Source organism: Nocardia sp. FDAARGOS_372 (genome assembly GCF_002554515.1).
In the GTDB taxonomy this organism is placed as follows: domain Bacteria; phylum Actinomycetota; class Actinomycetes; order Mycobacteriales; family Mycobacteriaceae; genus Nocardia; species Nocardia farcinica.
In genome coordinates, this window is the sequence record NZ_PDDW01000001.1 from 5,634,555 (window position 1) to 5,650,031 (window position 15,477).

At 70.1% G+C, this 15,477-nt stretch carries 17 protein-coding genes; 12 read left to right on the plus strand and 5 right to left on the minus strand.

The window, feature by feature from the left end; genetic code table 11:
* Positions 1–2,130 precede the first annotated feature (2,130 nt).
* The 8 genes from infA to truA all read left to right on the plus strand — a co-directional run bounded on the left by infA (position 2,131) and on the right by truA (position 6,961).
* Entirely contained in the window at positions 2,131–2,352 is a 222-nt protein-coding gene (infA, locus tag CRM89_RS26215) for a translation initiation factor IF-1 (protein WP_003418601.1), read from the plus strand.
* 155 nt (positions 2,353–2,507) lie between these two features.
* Positions 2,508–2,621: a 50S ribosomal protein L36 gene (rpmJ, locus tag CRM89_RS26220; protein ID WP_011207363.1), complete on the plus strand. Its 114-nt coding sequence runs from the start codon at positions 2,508–2,510 to the stop codon at positions 2,619–2,621.
* 222 nt (positions 2,622–2,843) lie between these two features.
* Positions 2,844–3,215, plus strand: a complete 372-nt coding sequence (gene rpsM / locus CRM89_RS26225; protein ID WP_011207364.1) for a 30S ribosomal protein S13 — start codon at positions 2,844–2,846, stop codon at positions 3,213–3,215.
* A 7-nt stretch (positions 3,216–3,222) separates the two neighbouring features.
* Positions 3,223–3,636: a 30S ribosomal protein S11 gene (rpsK, locus tag CRM89_RS26230; protein WP_011207365.1), complete on the plus strand. Its 414-nt coding sequence runs from the start codon at positions 3,223–3,225 to the stop codon at positions 3,634–3,636.
* Positions 3,637–3,658: 22 nt separating this feature from the next.
* The gene (gene rpsD, locus CRM89_RS26235) at positions 3,659–4,264 is read left to right on the plus strand and encodes a 30S ribosomal protein S4 (RefSeq protein ID WP_011207366.1); all 606 of its coding nucleotides are present in this window, start codon (positions 3,659–3,661) and stop codon (positions 4,262–4,264) included.
* 107 nt (positions 4,265–4,371) lie between these two features.
* Positions 4,372–5,430: a DNA-directed RNA polymerase subunit alpha gene (locus CRM89_RS26240; protein WP_011207367.1), complete on the plus strand. Its 1,059-nt coding sequence runs from the start codon at positions 4,372–4,374 to the stop codon at positions 5,428–5,430.
* Positions 5,431–5,555: 125 nt separating this feature from the next.
* Complete coding sequence (gene rplQ / locus CRM89_RS26245) at positions 5,556–6,092, plus strand: 50S ribosomal protein L17 (protein WP_011207368.1); 537 nt, start codon at positions 5,556–5,558, stop codon at positions 6,090–6,092.
* The gene (gene truA, locus CRM89_RS26250) at positions 6,089–6,961 is read left to right on the plus strand and encodes a tRNA pseudouridine(38-40) synthase TruA (RefSeq protein WP_371392073.1); all 873 of its coding nucleotides are present in this window, start codon (positions 6,089–6,091) and stop codon (positions 6,959–6,961) included. The genes rplQ and truA overlap by 4 nt, the downstream gene beginning before the upstream one ends.
* Before the next feature lie 69 nt (positions 6,962–7,030).
* On the opposite strand, the gene CRM89_RS26255 is transcribed toward truA, so the two are convergent.
* On the minus strand, positions 7,031–7,474 hold the full coding sequence (locus CRM89_RS26255; protein ID WP_098087131.1) for an Hsp20/alpha crystallin family protein: 444 nt from the start codon (positions 7,472–7,474) through the stop codon (positions 7,031–7,033).
* Positions 7,475–7,639: 165 nt separating this feature from the next.
* Between CRM89_RS26255 and CRM89_RS26260 the strand changes: the two genes are divergently transcribed.
* Positions 7,640–8,464, plus strand: a complete 825-nt coding sequence (locus CRM89_RS26260; protein ID WP_098086556.1) for an LLM class F420-dependent oxidoreductase — start codon at positions 7,640–7,642, stop codon at positions 8,462–8,464.
* A gap of 7 nt (positions 8,465–8,471) precedes the next feature.
* On the opposite strand, the gene CRM89_RS26265 is transcribed toward CRM89_RS26260, so the two are convergent.
* Both CRM89_RS26265 and CRM89_RS26270 read right to left on the minus strand, forming a co-directional pair.
* On the minus strand, positions 8,472–8,792 hold the full coding sequence (locus CRM89_RS26265; RefSeq protein ID WP_011207372.1) for a metal-sensitive transcriptional regulator: 321 nt from the start codon (positions 8,790–8,792) through the stop codon (positions 8,472–8,474).
* Between the two features lie 78 nt (positions 8,793–8,870).
* Positions 8,871–9,818 carry a DMT family transporter gene (locus tag CRM89_RS26270; RefSeq protein ID WP_172964575.1) on the minus strand — a complete coding sequence of 316 codons (948 nt, stop codon included), beginning with the start codon at positions 9,816–9,818 and terminating at the stop codon, positions 8,871–8,873.
* Positions 9,819–9,953: 135 nt separating this feature from the next.
* Between CRM89_RS26270 and CRM89_RS26275 the strand changes: the two genes are divergently transcribed.
* Together CRM89_RS26275 and CRM89_RS26280 are read left to right on the plus strand one after the other, a co-directional pair.
* Positions 9,954–10,763, plus strand: a complete 810-nt coding sequence (locus CRM89_RS26275) for an S-methyl-5'-thioadenosine phosphorylase (RefSeq protein ID WP_011207374.1) — start codon at positions 9,954–9,956, stop codon at positions 10,761–10,763.
* Between the two features lie 19 nt (positions 10,764–10,782).
* Positions 10,783–11,358 (plus strand): NADPH-dependent FMN reductase, encoded by a 576-nt coding sequence (locus CRM89_RS26280; protein WP_060593104.1) that lies wholly within the window; start codon positions 10,783–10,785, stop codon positions 11,356–11,358.
* Between the two features lies 1 nt (position 11,359).
* Here CRM89_RS26280 and eccE read toward each other — a convergent pair whose 3' ends face one another.
* On the minus strand, positions 11,360–13,006 hold the full coding sequence (eccE, locus tag CRM89_RS26285) for a type VII secretion protein EccE (protein ID WP_098086558.1): 1,647 nt from the start codon (positions 13,004–13,006) through the stop codon (positions 11,360–11,362).
* Positions 13,007–13,117: 111 nt separating this feature from the next.
* Between eccE and eccB the strand changes: the two genes are divergently transcribed.
* The gene (gene eccB, locus CRM89_RS26290) at positions 13,118–14,605 is read left to right on the plus strand and encodes a type VII secretion protein EccB (RefSeq protein ID WP_011207377.1); all 1,488 of its coding nucleotides are present in this window, start codon (positions 13,118–13,120) and stop codon (positions 14,603–14,605) included.
* Between the two features lie 4 nt (positions 14,606–14,609).
* Here eccB and CRM89_RS26295 read toward each other — a convergent pair whose 3' ends face one another.
* Complete coding sequence (locus tag CRM89_RS26295) at positions 14,610–15,404, minus strand: potassium channel family protein (RefSeq protein ID WP_098086559.1); 795 nt, start codon at positions 15,402–15,404, stop codon at positions 14,610–14,612.
* Positions 15,405–15,477 lie beyond the last annotated feature (73 nt).

Genomic DNA, 15,477 nt, shown 5'->3' on the forward strand with positions numbered 1-15,477 from the left:
CGTAGTGCTCGTGGGAGCGGGAGGCGTGGTGCCGTCTGCTCCCGACCACGCGGGTGGGAGATCGGACGCGTCAGGAGGTGAGGCGGGCTCCGATGTCGAAGACGATGCGGGCGACCGCATTCCCGGTGGCGGTGGCGGTAGGTCCGGCAGAGCCCGAGGCCGTCGCGGCGCGTTGTCGTCCGCCGCGTCGGTGGCCGTGGACGACGGGGCACCGGCTGCGGGGTTCTCCGCGGCGGTGGCACCGGCGGCCCTCGACGCGCCGCCCGGCGCCGATCCACCCGGCGGCGTGGCGCCCTGGCCACGGTCGGAGGGGTCGGTGCCGGTCGGCGCGGGGGAGCGGCGGCCCAACGGCTGGAAGGCCTCGGAGGGCTGGCTCGGCCGACGAGTCGGAAGACCCGGCACCGCGGACGTTCCCGCGCTCGCCCGAGACCCCACCGCTCCCGGCGAAGGCTCGCCGCCCGACCCGGGAGCACCGGGGACGGAACCCGGCCCCACGGGCGCAGACCCACCCGGAATCCCCCGACCCCCGAACGGCCCACCGAGAGCGGGCCCGTCGCCCACCGATCCGCTCGGATCGGAGCCCGGCACGCCACCGGGTGCGCCCATCCCGTGGGTCGGACTGGCAGGAGTGGGGCCGCCCGATATCGGCGCGCTGGGGATGGGGCCGCTCGGGGTCGGACTGGCAGGAGTGGGGCCGCCCGATATCGGCGCGCTGGGGATGGGGCCGCTCGGGGTCGGACTGGCAGGAGTGGGGCCGCCCGATGCCGGCGCGCTGGGGATGGGGCCGCTCGGGGTCGGACTGGCAGGAGTGGGGCCGCCCGATGCCGGCGCGCTGGGGATCGGGCCGCTCGGGGTCGGACTGGCAGGAGTGGGCCCGCCCGATACCGGCCCGCTCGGGATCGGCCCGCTGGGGATCGGCCCGCTGGGGATCGGCCCGCTGGGGATCGGCCCGCTGGGGATCGGCCCGCTGAAATCCGAGCTGCCCTGGTCAGTCCCGCTGAAACCCGGCCCGCTGGGGATAGGTCCACTTCCGATCGGCCCACCGTGGCTCGTGTCGGAGGGCGCCGGAACGCCGGGCGCCGCGTTCGGGGGCGGCCCTACCGAACGAGATCCCGGCGCGAACGCCGGTGCGCCGCCCTCCCCGCCGGGATGGCCGGAGATCGGGCCGGACGGTGCGTCCTGGGGGTGGGGCGGCTGGGTGAAGCCTGCGGGGTGGCCGTGTGGTCCCGGGCCGGGCGCGGGTGTGCCGGGGGAGTACGGGGTGGGACCCGAGTGCGGCGCGGGTGCGCGGTCGAGCGGTGCCTGTCCGGGGTGGCCGGGAAGCGGCGGCTGTCCGACGCCGGGGCCGGGCATCATTTCGCCGGGGTGCGTCCCGTTGGGCCGGGTCTCGTTCGGCCCCGGGCGACCCGCGATCGGCCCGGACGGGCCAGCGGGCTCCGGTTGCGTACCGGGCTGCCCGTATCCGGACGGCGCCCGGTCGGTGCCGGGCGCGTGGGATGCGGGATCGGACGACGCGGGATCGAACGACGCGGAGCCGCCGGGCCCGTCGAAGGCCGGGCTCCCCCACGACCCGCCGGACCGTGGATCGGGTTCCGTCCACCCCTGGGCGGGTTCCGGCTTGTCGGCGTCGCGGTCGCGGCCCAACCAGCCGCGGCGTTTCTTGTCCTTGCGGCCCGCGCTGTGACCGGGGTCCTGCCTGCCGTCGGGGGACTGGCGGCGACGGCCACGCTTGCGCTCGGGAGCGTCGTCGATGAGGTCTTCGTGCGGGAGATTCTGGACCGGTGCTTCGTAGCCGCCGCCGGCTTCGCTCTCGGACAACCAGGGTGGCAGCATGGGGAGGCCGTCGTCACTACGGCTCAACACATCCCCCTAGATCTGCTCGACCGATGCCTGGACTGCGCCCAGTTTACGGGACGGGTCACCGCCCTCGTGGGCCAGGGAGCGCCGCTGCGCCCGGGGGTCGGAGGGGGTGCTTTTTGCCGGATCGCGCGGCGGTCGGTAAGCTGGAGCGGCGGTGCACCTATGCGCCGACTGTTTGCGTGCCGCCGGTGGGAAACACCCGACCGGTCCATCCAAGCAGAAGCCAGGCAATCAAACCAGGTTTGAGCATAAACCGGGATCGCGGAGGACATGGCGAAAAAGGACGGGGCCATCGAGGTCGAGGGTCGGGTTGTCGAACCGCTGCCCAATGCGATGTTCCGTATCGAGCTCGAGAACGGGCACAAGGTTCTCGCGCACATCAGCGGGAAGATGCGGCAGCACTACATCCGTATCCTCCCCGAGGACCGCGTGGTCGTGGAGCTCTCGCCGTACGACCTGTCCCGCGGTCGCATCGTTTACCGCTACAAGTGAGCCCGTCGTCCCGGTCCGCCGGGACGGCCCGGGTGGGTCCGGGCGGGATGTCGGAGCGATCCGCCGCGCCCGGAACGGAATGAAGACTTCCCCAGTCGCCGACTGGGGAAAAACTGTGTTCACACCCCAGTGAACCCGGAACAGATTGGACGGACGTGAAGGTTCAGCCGAGCGTCAAGAAGATCTGCGAGAAGTGCAAGGTGATCCGCCGTCACGGGCGGGTCATGGTGATCTGCGACAACCTGCGCCACAAGCAGCGCCAGGGCTGATCGCGGGAAGCACCGCCGGGCACCGATCGCATGATCGGCTTGGCCACAAGTCAGTGAAGAAACTCCCAGCTCCAGCGGCACGCTGTGGAAATTCGGGTCCCTCCCACGGAGGACAGCCCGGGGTGTGCACGCCAACCACCGGTACGGAGGCCGGTGCCCCAACTCGAGACGCGGGGACGGACAGGGAGCAGACCTCCGCCACACCGATAAGGAACTGCCACCATGGCACGTCTGATGGGCGTCGATCTCCCGCGCGAGAAGCGCATGGAGATCGCGTTGACCTACATCTACGGCATCGGCCGTACCCGCTCCAAGGAGATCCTCGAGGCCACCGGCGTCAGCCCGGACCTGCGGTCGAAGGATCTCAGCGATGACGACCTGACCAAGCTCCGCGACTACATCGAGGCCTCGGAGTTCAAGGTCGAGGGTGACCTGCGCCGCGAAGTGCAGGCCGACATCCGTCGCAAGATCGAGATCGGCTGCTACCAGGGTCTGCGGCACCGCCGCGGTCTGCCGGTGCGCGGCCAGCGCACCAAGACCAACGCGCGGACGCGCAAGGGTCCGAAGAAGACCGTCGCCGGCAAGAAGAAGTAGGGACAGCATGCCTCCGAAGAGTCGGGCCTCCGGCCCCAAGAAGACCCAGAAGTCGCGGCGCCGGGACAAGAAGAACGTTCCGCACGGCAACGCGCACATCAAGAGCACGTTCAACAACACGATCGTGTCCATCACCGACCCGAACGGCAACGTCATCTCCTGGGCGTCCTCGGGTCACGTCGGCTTCAAGGGTTCGCGCAAGTCGACCCCGTTCGCCGCCCAGCTGGCCGCCGAGAACGCGGCCCGCAAGGCGCAGGAGCACGGCGTCAAGAAGGTCGACGTGTTCGTCAAGGGCCCGGGTTCGGGCCGCGAGACCGCGATCCGCTCGCTGCAGGCCGCCGGCCTGGAAGTGGGCACGATCTCCGATGTCACCCCGCAGCCGCACAACGGCTGCCGTCCGCCCAAGCGGCGTCGCGTCTAGCGGGAAAGGAAGGTAGAACGACATGGCCCGTTACACCGGACCCATCACCCGCAAGTCGCGTCGTCTGCGCGTCGACCTCGTCGGCGGCGATCAGGCGTTCGAGCGTCGCCCCTACCCGCCCGGCCAGCACGGCCGCGCGCGGATCAAGGAGAGCGAGTACCTGCTCCAGCTGCAGGAGAAGCAGAAGGCGCGCTTCTCCTACGGCGTCATGGAGAAGCAGTTCCGCCGGTACTACGAGGAAGCCAACCGCCAGAAGGGCAAGACGGGTGACAACCTGCTGCGCCTGCTGGAGACCCGGCTCGACAACGTGGTCTACCGCGCCGGTCTGGCCCGCACCCGCCGCCAGGCCCGTCAGCTCGTCAGCCACGGCCACTTCCTGGTCAACGGCGTGAAGGTCGACGTGCCCAGCTACCGGGTGAGCCAGTACGACATCATCGATGTCAAGGAGAAGTCGCTGTCGACCCTGCCGTTCCAGGTCGCGCGCGAGACCCTCGGCGAGCGCCCGGTGCCGGGCTGGCTGCAGGTGCTCCCGGGCCGCCTGCGGATCCTGGTCCACCAGGAGCCCGAGCGCGCGCAGATCGATGTGCCGCTGCAGGAACAGCTGATCGTCGAGTACTACTCGAAGTAATCAGCGCGCTGTGCCGCTGGTGCGTGGCCGTCCGACGTCGAACGGCCACGCACAACCCCTGAAACGTGGCGTCAAATAGCGGGCGCCCTAGAAGGAGGAAGATCCTCATGCTGATTTCTCAGCGACCGACGCTGACCGAAGAGGTCATCGCCGAGAACCGGTCGAAGTTCACCATCGAACCCCTCGAGCCGGGCTTCGGTTACACCCTCGGCAACTCGCTGCGGCGCACCCTGCTGTCCTCGATCCCGGGGGCCGCGGTCACGAGCATCCGCATCGACGGCGTCCTGCACGAGTTCACCACCGTGCCCGGTGTGAAGGAGGATGTCACCGACATCATCCTGAACCTCAAGGGTCTGGTCGTGTCCTCGGAGGAGGACGAGCCGGTCACGATGTACGTGCGCAAGCAGGGCCCCGGCACCGTCACCGCGGGTGACATCGTGCCGCCCGCCGGTGTTGTCGTGCACAACCCGGACATGCACATCGCCACCCTGAACGACAAGGGCAAGCTCGAGATCGAGCTGGTCGTCGAGCGGGGTCGTGGCTATGTGCCCGCGGTGCAGAACAAGGCGTCCGGTGCGGAAATCGGCCGGATCCCGGTGGACTCGATCTACTCGCCGGTGCTCAAGGTGACCTACAAGGTCGAGGCGACCCGTGTCGAGCAGCGCACCGACTTCGACCGGCTCATCCTGGACGTGGAGACCAAGAACTCCATCAGCGCGCGGGACGCGCTCGCCTCGGCGGGCAAGACCCTGGTCGAGCTCTTCGGCCTGGCCCGTGAGCTGAACGTCGAAGCCGAGGGCATCGAGATCGGCCCCTCGCCGGCCGAGGCGGATCACATCGCCTCCTTCGGCCTGCCGATCGAGGACCTGGACCTCACCGTCCGGTCCTACAACTGCCTCAAGCGCGAGGGTGTGCACACGGTGGGCGAGCTGGTCGCCCGCACCGAGTCGGACCTGCTGGACATCCGCAACTTCGGCCAGAAGTCCATCGACGAGGTGAAGGTCAAGCTGCACGCGCTCGGCCTCTCGCTCAAGGACAGCCCGGCGTCGTTCGACCCGTCCTCGGTGGTGGGCTACGACGCGAGCACCGGTACGTGGAGCGACAGCGGCACTTTCAGCGACAACGACGGCGGCGAGCAGGACTACGCCGAGACCGAACAGCTCTAGGCCGGCAGGGGTAGGCAACCCGGCCCGGCCTTGACCCGCGGCGTGCGCGACGGGCCCGGAGACGGTGGTGAAACGCCACCGCGAAGGGCCCCGCGACCACCGCAATCAGACACAGGAGAACAACAATGCCTAAGCCCAAGAAGGGTGCTCGCTTCGGCGGGTCGGCGTCGCACCAGAAGGCGATCTTCGCCAATCTGGCGACGGCGCTCTTCGAGCACGGCCGGATCACCACGACCGAGGCCAAGGCCAAGGCCGTGCGCCCCTACGCCGAGAAGCTCATCACCAAGGCGAAGGCCGGCACCCTGGCCGACCGTCGCGAGGTGCTGAAGGTGATCCGCAACAAGGACGTCGTGCACTCGCTCTTCGCGGAGATCGGGCCGTCGTTCGAGGGCCGCGAGGGTGGCTACACCCGCATCACCAAGACGCTGCCCCGCAAGGGTGACAACGCGCCGATGGCGATCATCGAGCTGGTCCGGGAGAAGACCGTGACCAACGAGGCCGATCGTGCCCGTCGCGTCGCCGCCTCCAAGAAGGCCGAGGAGCAGGCTCCGGCCGCCGAGGCCGAGGAGCAGGCGCCCGCCGCCGAGGCCGAGGCCCCCGCTGCCGACGCCGCTGCGGAGGCGAAGGCCGACGAGGCCGCCGAGGACAAGAAGGACGCCTGATCCTGACTCGGGATGCCACGCATGAGCCCGCCGCCCTTCCGGGTGGCGGGCTCATTCGCGTACGCCTCGACATCGCCTACGACGGCACCGATTTCGTGGGCTGGGCGCGGCAGCCCGGCCTGCGTACCGTGCAGGGCGTGCTCGAGGACGCGCTCGGCACGGTGCTGCGCGAGCCGATCCAGCTCACGGTCGCCGGACGCACCGACGCGGGTGTGCACGCCGAGGGGCAGGTCGCGCACTTCGACACCGCGGCGGAGTTCGACGGTCCGCAGCTGGTGCACCGGCTGGCCCGGTTCCTGCCCAAGGACGTCCGGGTCAAGCGCGCGGACGTGGTCCCACCGGATTTCGACGCCAGGTTCTCCGCGATCCGCCGCCACTACGTCTATCGGCTGACCACCGCGCCCTACGGGGCCGAACCGCTGGCGGCCCGCAGCGTGGTGCCGTGCAAGAGCGCGGTGGATGTCGATGCCATGCGCCGTGCCTCGCGCATGCTGCTGGGGCTGCACGATTTCGCCGCGTTCTGCCGTCGCCGGGAGGGCGCCACCACGGTGCGGGAACTCCAGCGGTTCGATTGGGAGCGGCAGGGGGATCTGCTGCTCGCGCACGTGAGTGCGGACGCGTTCTGCTGGTCGATGGTGCGCAGTCTGGTCGGCGCCGTACTCGCGGTGGGGGAGGGCAGGCGCAGCCCGGAGTGGGTGGCCGGGCTGCTGCGCGAGACGCAGCGCTCGAGTTCGGTGACGGTGGCGCCCGCGCACGGCCTCAGCCTCGTCGCGGTGGACTATCCGGCCGATGACGAACTCGCCGCGCGCAACGTCCAGACCAGGGAGATGCGGTCGGCGCCCGCGGTGGAGGGGTGCTGCGGGGAGTGAGCGCCCCGTGGACGGGCATCGCGAGCCGTCCGGAGACGACTCGCGATGCGGTGTTCGTGGCGATCCGCGTCAGCTGTTGGAGCTCGCTTCGATCGTTTTCTGTTCGGATCCGCCGGTGATCTCGATGCGGCGCGGCTTGGCCTTCTCGGCGATCGGGATGGTCACCGACAGCACGCCGTTGTTGTAGGTGGCGCTGATCTTGTCGGTGTCGACGTTGTCGCCGAGCGACAGCTGGCGCATGTAGGTGCCCGCGAAGCGCTCCGAGGCGATCCACTGGACGCCTTCCTCGCTCGGGACGCTGCGCTGGGCGCGCAGGGTCAGCGTGCCGTTGTCCACGCTCACATCGACGGAACCGGGATCGACACCGGGCAGGTCGGCATTGAGCACGTAGTGGTCACCGGCCTTGAACAGATCCATCGGCATGAATCGCGGCGCACGTGCCGTACCGGTTCCCTCGCCGAGCAGATGGCGAGCAACGGTGTCGATGTCATGGAATGGATCGAACCGCAGCACAGCAATCACCTCCATTTCCATCACGGCGGTGCTCGCCACGGCGGCGAGCGCCGGAAGCTGTGCACCATCAAATTTAGCACTCTCCGGGCGAGAGTGCTAACACTTTTTCCGCTCGATTCCGCCCTCGGCGGAATAGCCGTTGGCGTCGTCGCGGTTGCTCGGGGCATGACGGCACACGAGCTCGGACTTTTCGGGGTATGGCGCGGCTACAAGGGATTTCGGCCCGAGGAGGCCGCCGAACTGGAACAGCTCGGCTACAGCGCGCTGTGGCTGGGCGGCTCGCCGCCTGCCGCGCTGCCCACGGTGGAGCCGCTGCTCGCGGCGACCACCACGCTGACCGTCGGCACCAGCATCGTCAACATCTGGACCGCGCCCGCCGCCGAAGTCGCCGAATCGTTCCACCGCATCGACGCGCGTTACCCCGGACGGTTCCTGCTCGGCATCGGGGTCGGTCATCCGGAGGCGGTCAGCGCCTACCGCAAGCCGTACGACGCGCTGGCGGAGTACCTGGACGACCTGGACGCGGCGGGCGTGCCGCGCGAACGCCGGGCGGTCGCGGCGCTCGGACCGCGAGTGCTGGAACTGGCCCGGGATCGGTCGGCGGGCGCGCTGCCGTATCTCACGACTCCCGAACACACCCGTCGCGCGAGGGACGTCCTCGGGGCGGCGTCGCTGCTGGCGGTGGAGCAGAAGCTGGTGGTCGACGACGACGCGGAGCGGGCCAGGGCGGTGGGCCGCCCGGTGGTCGCGCGCTATCTCGGCTTGCGCAACTACGTCGCCAATCTGCGCCGACTCGGCTACGAGGAGTCCGACGTCGCCGGTCAGGGCAGTGACCGGTTGGTCGACGCGCTGGCCGTGCACGGCACCGCGGCGCAGGTGGCCGATCGGCTACGCGCGCATCGGGACGCGGGCGCCGACCACGTCGCGCTGCAACCGCTCGAGGAGGACTATCTGGCGCCGTTGCGCGCGCTCGCCCCGCTGTTGCGTTGAGCGGACGTCAGGACCGCACCAGGCGGGCGATGGCGTCGGTGGCTTCCTTGATCTTGGCCTCGGCCTCCGGGCCGCCGGCCACCGCGGCGTCCACCACGCAGTGGCTGATGTGATCCTCGAGCAGGCCCATCGCCACGGCCTGTAGCGCCTTGGTCATGGCCGAGACCTGCGTGAGGATGTCGATGCAGTACTTCTCCTCCTCGACCATCCGCTGCAGGCCGCGTGCCTGGCCCTCGATGCGGCGCAGGCGCTTGAGGTAGTCGTCCTTGCTCGTGATGTAGCCGTGTGCCGCGTGGTCGTGGGTGCTGCTCGCGTCCGGGGTGGTCACCGACTGTCTCCTTGCTGCGTGTGGCCCGCCGATCGGCGAGTCAATACCCCCCTAGGGTACAGGGGATCGGGCGGCTTGTCAGGTGGCCTGGGGGCCCGGCGCGGGCACCTCCGACGCGGCCGGACGGCGCTGCCCGCCCGACCGCGCCAGCGCGATGCCGCCGACCACCAACAGCGCGCCGACCATCTGGATCGGCGCGATCGCCTCGCCGAGCAGTATCCGCGACAGCGCCACGGCGAACAAAACCTCGCTCAGCAGCACCGGCGACATCAGGGTGGAACCGATCCGCGCGGCCCCGGCCACCCCGCACGCGTACGCCACCACCGTGCTGATCGTGATGAGCAGGGCCAGCGCGGCCCACACCGGCAGCTCCCGCGCGGCCAGCACCGCGGTGCTCGTGCCGAAGTGCAGCGGCAATACGCTGCTCAACCCGAGTGCCCAGCTGGTCACCGCGGCCACCCCGAGACCCGCGCCGAGCAGCGTGACGGGTGCGAGGCTGTCGGAGGTGCGCGCCGAGAGCAGGAAGAACGCCGCGTTGCACAGCATCGACAGCGCCGCCCAGGCCAGGCCGACCGGGCGCAGGCCCTCGGTGTGGAAGACGTCGATCACCAGGGCCGCCCCGCCCAGCGCCACCGCGGCGCCCAGCAACGTCAGCGGGGTGGGCCTGCGCCCGCGCACCACCCAGTCCCACGCGATCACCACCACCGGCGCCAGGAACTGGATCATCAGCGCGACGCCGACCTGCAGGTGCTGCAGCGACAGGAAGAACGTGGCCTGCACGCCCGCCACCGCGACCACACCGAACCCGCCGATGGTGCGCAGGTGACGCGGACTGCGTGCCAGCCCGCGCGGGTCGGCCAATGCCGCGGCCACCAGCATCACCGCCGCCGCGCCGGTCAGCCGCACCGCCAGCACCGCCCCGGGCGACCAGCCCGCAGCCAGCACCGATTTGGCCAGCGGGCCGGAACTGGCGAACGCGAGTCCGCTCGCCACGGTGAGCCACACACCCGCACGCGCTCGCGACACCACACCTCCCACGACAACCGATGAATCGTCCCATCATTGCCCATCCCGGAGGGCGGTCCGGACACCGGTGACCTCCGTCACGACCGCCGTGGACCTGGTGTGCGCCACCCGCGGGCCTCGGGAAGAATCCAGCCCATGAGCGCGCTTCCCCGCCCCGCCCTCGCCGTCATCGGCGGCACCGGTTTCTACGACTTCTTCGACACCGCGACCCAGGACGTCGAGATCGACACCCCCTACGGCGCACCCAGCGCCCCGATCGCGGTCGGTGAGGTCGCCGGACGACCGGTCGCGTTCGTGCCGCGGCACGGCAAGCGGCACGAGTACGCCCCGCACACGCTGCCCTACCTGGCCAACATGTGGGCGCTGCGGTCGCTGGGCGTACGGCGGATCTTCGCACCGTGCGCGGTGGGCAGTCTGCGCGCGGACTGGGGTCCCGGTACCGTCGCGGTACCCGAGCAGCTGGTGGACCGCACCTCGGGTCGGCCGCAGACCTACTTCGACGGCGGCGGTGTGCACGTCTCCTTCGCCGACCCGTACTGCGACGAATTGCGCGGCGCCGCCATCGGTTCCGCCGTCGAGGAACTGCCGATGCAGCCCGGCGGCACGATGGTCGTGGTGCAGGGCCCGCGATTCTCCACCCGCGCCGAGAGCCGCTGGTTCGCCGGGCAGGGCTGGGATCTGGTGAACATGACCGGTTATCCCGAAGCTGTGCTCGCCCGGGAACTGGAGATGTGCTACTGCGCCGTCGCACTGGTCACCGACCTCGACGCCGGTCTCGAAAGCGGCGAAGGCGTGCACGCGGTCGACGTGTTCGCCGAGTTCAAGCGCAACATCGAGCCGTTCAAAGAGCTGATCCGCGGGGCCATCTCGGCGGTCGAGGGTACGGACACCTGCGCGCGCTGCCGGGTGCACGAGGGCGTGACCCTGCCCTTCGACCTGCCCTGACCGTCCGCGCGGCCGGGCGATGTACCCTCGGGCCGTGGACACACCGCTGCGGCTCGAGGTCATCGTGGCCAGCGTGCGGCCGGAGCGCTTCGCCCCGGTCGTGGCCGACTGGTTCCTGCGTACGGTGCGCGCGCGTCCGGAGTTCGACACCGGGGTGATCGATCTGCTCGACACCCCGCTGCCGGTGGATCTGACCGAGAACAGCGAGGTCGCCGCCTTCCGGGCGCGGCTGGCGGCGGCCGACGCCTTCGTGGCGGTGACGTCGGAGTACAACCACGGCTATCCCGCGTCGTTGAAGACCGCCTTCGACTCCGCCAAGCACGAATGGCGGGCCAAGCCCATCGGTTTCGTCTCCTACGGCGGGCTGTCCGGTGGCCTGCGCGCGGTCGAGCAGTTGCGTCAGGTGGTCGCCGAGATCCACATGGTGTCGGTGCGCGAGACGGTCAGCTTTCATCAGGCCAAGCGTCGCTTCGACGCCGACGGGCAGACCGCCGACGGTGCCGCTGTGGACGCCGCCGGCCGCATGATCGGCCAACTGGCTTGGTGGGCAAGGGCATTGCGCGACGCCCGGCGCGCCGATCCCTATCCCGGCTGACTCACTGCGCGGCCGCCATCGGCCGCCGCCCGCGCGGATGCCCGATGTAGGTGGCCTCTTTCGCGATCGAGACCAGCGTCAGATCGACCTGGGTGGTGCCGGTGCGCACGATCACCCGGTTGCCGATCGCGCCGGGCTGGTGGATGGACAGGTCCGGCCGGGTGGCGGGCCAGCCCATCGGGTCACCGGTGACATAGATCGTGGTGACACCGGCGTGCGGCGCCGGTGCGAGCACCCCGTCGACGACCGCGGCGGTGTATCCCGCGTCGGACTGGTGCGTCTCCACCGCGATGGTCAGCCGTTCCGGGTTGCCGATGGTCTGCACCAGGTGCTCCCAGGTATGCGGCCGGTCGGTGCGGATGAGGATGCGCTCGCCGACGGCCAGCGCGCGGAACACCAGCTGCTGGGCCAGATACAGCTCACCGGCCACATAGACCGTCGAGATGCCCTGACCGATGATGCGCACCGCGACGCCCTGGTTGTTCTCGTCCGAGCCGATCAGCTGGCCGCAGCCCGAGGACGGCAGGTGCAGCGCGCCCACGACGTCGATCGGGTACTCGGTCATCGGCACGGTGTCGTCGACGTTCGGCACCGCCAGCGGCAGATTGGCGAGCAGGCCCTCGCGGTGGCGGCCGTTCATCGAGATCATGCCGGTCTGCTTGGCGCGCTCGGGCAGTTCACGCGCGGTGAGCCGCCAGGAGGCGCCGATGTTCACCGTCTCCGCCGAACTGCCCGGGCGCAGCCGCACCGTCACGGTGGTGCCGCGCGACGGCGCCACCCACAGCTGCGCGAGCAGGTCCGAGCCCAGATGATCGGGGTCGACGGCCGACCCGATGTTCACCGCGTTGCCCAGCTCGGCATAGCGCCAGCGGTGGGTCAGTGCGCGCGGGTCGTAGCCCGCGGTGATCTGCAGGACGGCCTTGCGGATCTCCGGGGCGGTGAGGATGCGGGCGTTGCAGTCGGCGTCCTCGAGCGCGCGCATGATTCGTTGGGTGGCAATGGTGACCGCGCGCGAGGCGCCTTCGGTGCCACCACCACGTCGCTCGGCCGCACCGGGGCAGGCGACCGCGTCGAAACTGATCGCCAGCCACACCGAGCGGTGCGCGGTGGCGGGCAGCGGGCCGAGCAGTGTCTCGTAGATCTTGCCTGCGGGCGTGCCCGCCCTGCTGCGGTGGCCGTGGCTGATGATGTCGATGCCGCTGAGCAGAATGTCGTGCTGGTTCAGGCATTTCGCCAGTTCCGGCAGCGGCAGCAGGTGCGAGGCGAGCACCGTGCTGCTGGAGATACGGGTCAGTCCGCCGCGCGGCGGCAGCACCTCCACCACCGTGACCACCCGGCTGCCGTCCCAGTAGAGGCCGAGGGAGCGGTCGTCGGGACCGCGGAAGTCGACGGTGTCGCCCAGTTCGTACTCGCGGCGGGTGCGAAAGCGCCACCAGGTGACGATCCAGTCGAGCACCGTGCGTTTGGCGACGGGGATCAGCGGCAGCAGCATCGCGACCACCGCGACGGCGAGGGCGACGACGGCGTCGAGCCCGGCGAGCAACGCGACGGTTCCGGCGAGGAGACCGATGACCTGCGCGGCCAGCAGATTCGGCATCGAGATGCGTCCGAAGAGCGGGCGCGGCCCCGCTCCGGTGGCTTCGGCCATCACGTCCCCCAAGTAACCGGTGTCGGCCGAATCCGCCCGGCCGAGCTGAACAACAGTCCCACGGAACTGTACTGTGTTCGGCGGACGTGAGCACTGTTCGGGGGAGGAACCATGCCTTCAAAGCCCACCACTCGCTGGCAGGTGAGCGGCTATCGCTTCCTGGTGCGCCGGATGGAACACGCGCTGGTCCGCCGGGACGTCCGGATGCTGCACGATCCGATGCGCTCGCAGTCGCGCGCGTACGCCGTCGGCCTGGTGCTCGGCTGCGTGGTGCTGGCCGGTTGCGGCATTCTCGCGCTGCTGCGCCCGCAGGACAAGATCGGCGACAACGTCCTGCTCATCGGTAAGGAATCCGGTGGTGTCTACGTGGTCATCGACGGCGTGGTGCATCCCGCGCTCAACCTCGCCTCGGCTCGGCTGGCCTCCGGTGATTCCGGAAAAGCGGTGATCGTCAAGGAATCCGAACTCGGCAAGAAGCCGCGCGGGCAACTCATCGGCATCCCCGGTGCGCCCGCCGCTCTGCGCTACGACAAGGACGGCAAAGGCAGGCCGTGGTCGGTCTGCGACGTGCTGAAGGTCGACGGCAGCAAGGATCTCACCACCTCGGTGCTCGCCGGTGACCTGGAGCTGGGGGAGAAGGCCTCGGTGCTCGGCGCGGACCAGGCGCTGCTGGTGAAGGTCAAGGAACAGGCCTACCTCGTCTACGACAACAGCCGCGCGCGGGTGGACATGTCCGACCGCAAGGTCACCGACGCGCTCGGCATCACCGGCATGACGCCGCGCCCGGTCGGTGAGGGGCTGCTCAACGCGATTCCCGAAGTGCTGCCGATCATTCCGCCCAAGATCAACGACCCGGGCGCGAGCGTGAGCTACCAGATCGGCGGCCACCGGGTCGGCGACGTGGTGCAGGTGGCGACCGAACCGGACAAGGACTACGTCGTGCTGCAGGACGGTCTGCAGCCGGTCACCAAGCTGACCGCCGACATCATCCGCAACACCTACCGGTCCTCGGCGACCAGCACCCACATCGACCAGACCGACCGGGTCAGCGCGCCGGTGGCCGCGTCGCTGCCCGTCGACACCTACCCCGAACGCCAGCCCTCGATCGTCGAGGTGAAGGACCGGCCGATCAGCTGCCTGTCCTGGAAGCCGATCCCGGCCGCCGCCGACAACAGCGACGGCGGCAGACGCGCCGAACTGTCGGTGATCACCGGTGTCGCGCTGCCCATCCCGGACAACGCCAAGCTGGTGCCGCTGGCCCAGGCCGACGGTTCCGGCGCCAACGCCGACTCGGTGTACGTGCCGCCGGGCACGGGCGCGTTCGTGCAGACCACCGGCATCGAGCCGGACAGCAGCCGCAAGGACTCGCTGTTCTATGTCGCCGACACCGGCGTGCGCTACGGCATCAAGAACGCCGACGCGCAGAAGGCGCTCGGCCTCGACAGTGAATCCGGGGTGAAGCCGGAGCCCGCGCCGTGGCCGATCGTCGGGCTGCTCGCGGGCGGTCCCACCCTCGGCCGGGAAGAGGCGATGGTCGCCCACGACGGTGTCGCGCCGGACCCGTCGCCGGCCAAACAGCAGGTGGGTAAGCAGAACTGAGCGTTCAGGCGCGGTCGAGGGCCCCGGGCGGATCGACCGCGCCGTCGTTCCCGGCGCCGGGCGACGACCGCGCGTCGCGCAGGGCCGCCACTTCCGCCCGCAGCTCCTTCAGCTCGACGAGCAGCCCGCCGATCTCGCGGTCGGTGCGCTCCTGGGTGGCCTCGACCGTCTTCAGCTGGTCCATCACCCAGCTGGTCGCCGTGCCGATCGCGAAGCTGATCAGGCCGATGCCGAAGGTCATCAGGATCAGCGAGACCAGTCGCCCCTCGGCGGTCACCGGGTAGATGTCGCCATAGCCCACAGTCGTCACGGTGACGGCAGCCCACCACAGGGCGTCGCCGTAGCTGTCGATCTTGCTGTCGCTCGCGCCGTACTCGGCGTCGAAGAACGCCAGGCTGCCCAGCAGCAGGATCAGCACCGAACTGGCGCCGACGAACACCGCGAGCCGGGGCCGGGTGATGGAGCTGCGCTGGAAGGTCCCGAGCAGCAGCAGCGCGGCGCGCAGCAACCGCAGCGGCCGGAACGGCGGTACGACGACGATCAGCAGATCGAGCGGGTGGGTGCGGACGAACCGCAGCCGATCGGTCGACAGATAGGCCCGGATCAGGAAGTCGGCCGCGAACAACGCCCAGATCACCACGTCTATCCAGGTCAGCCAGGCATCCAGGCGCGGTGACGCACCGGTGTCGAGCACGTGCCAGGCGTAGACGGCGATGAACACGACCGCCAGCACCAGCATCGGTACGTTCGTCGCGCGCTCCCATACCTGCCTGCGGGTCAACTCGGGAGATTCGGTCATGGGCTCACCTGCGTTGGGGGATGACCTGGGGTTATCGCCCGGGCCGCCGCAGACGCTACGCTCCCGGCCGCCG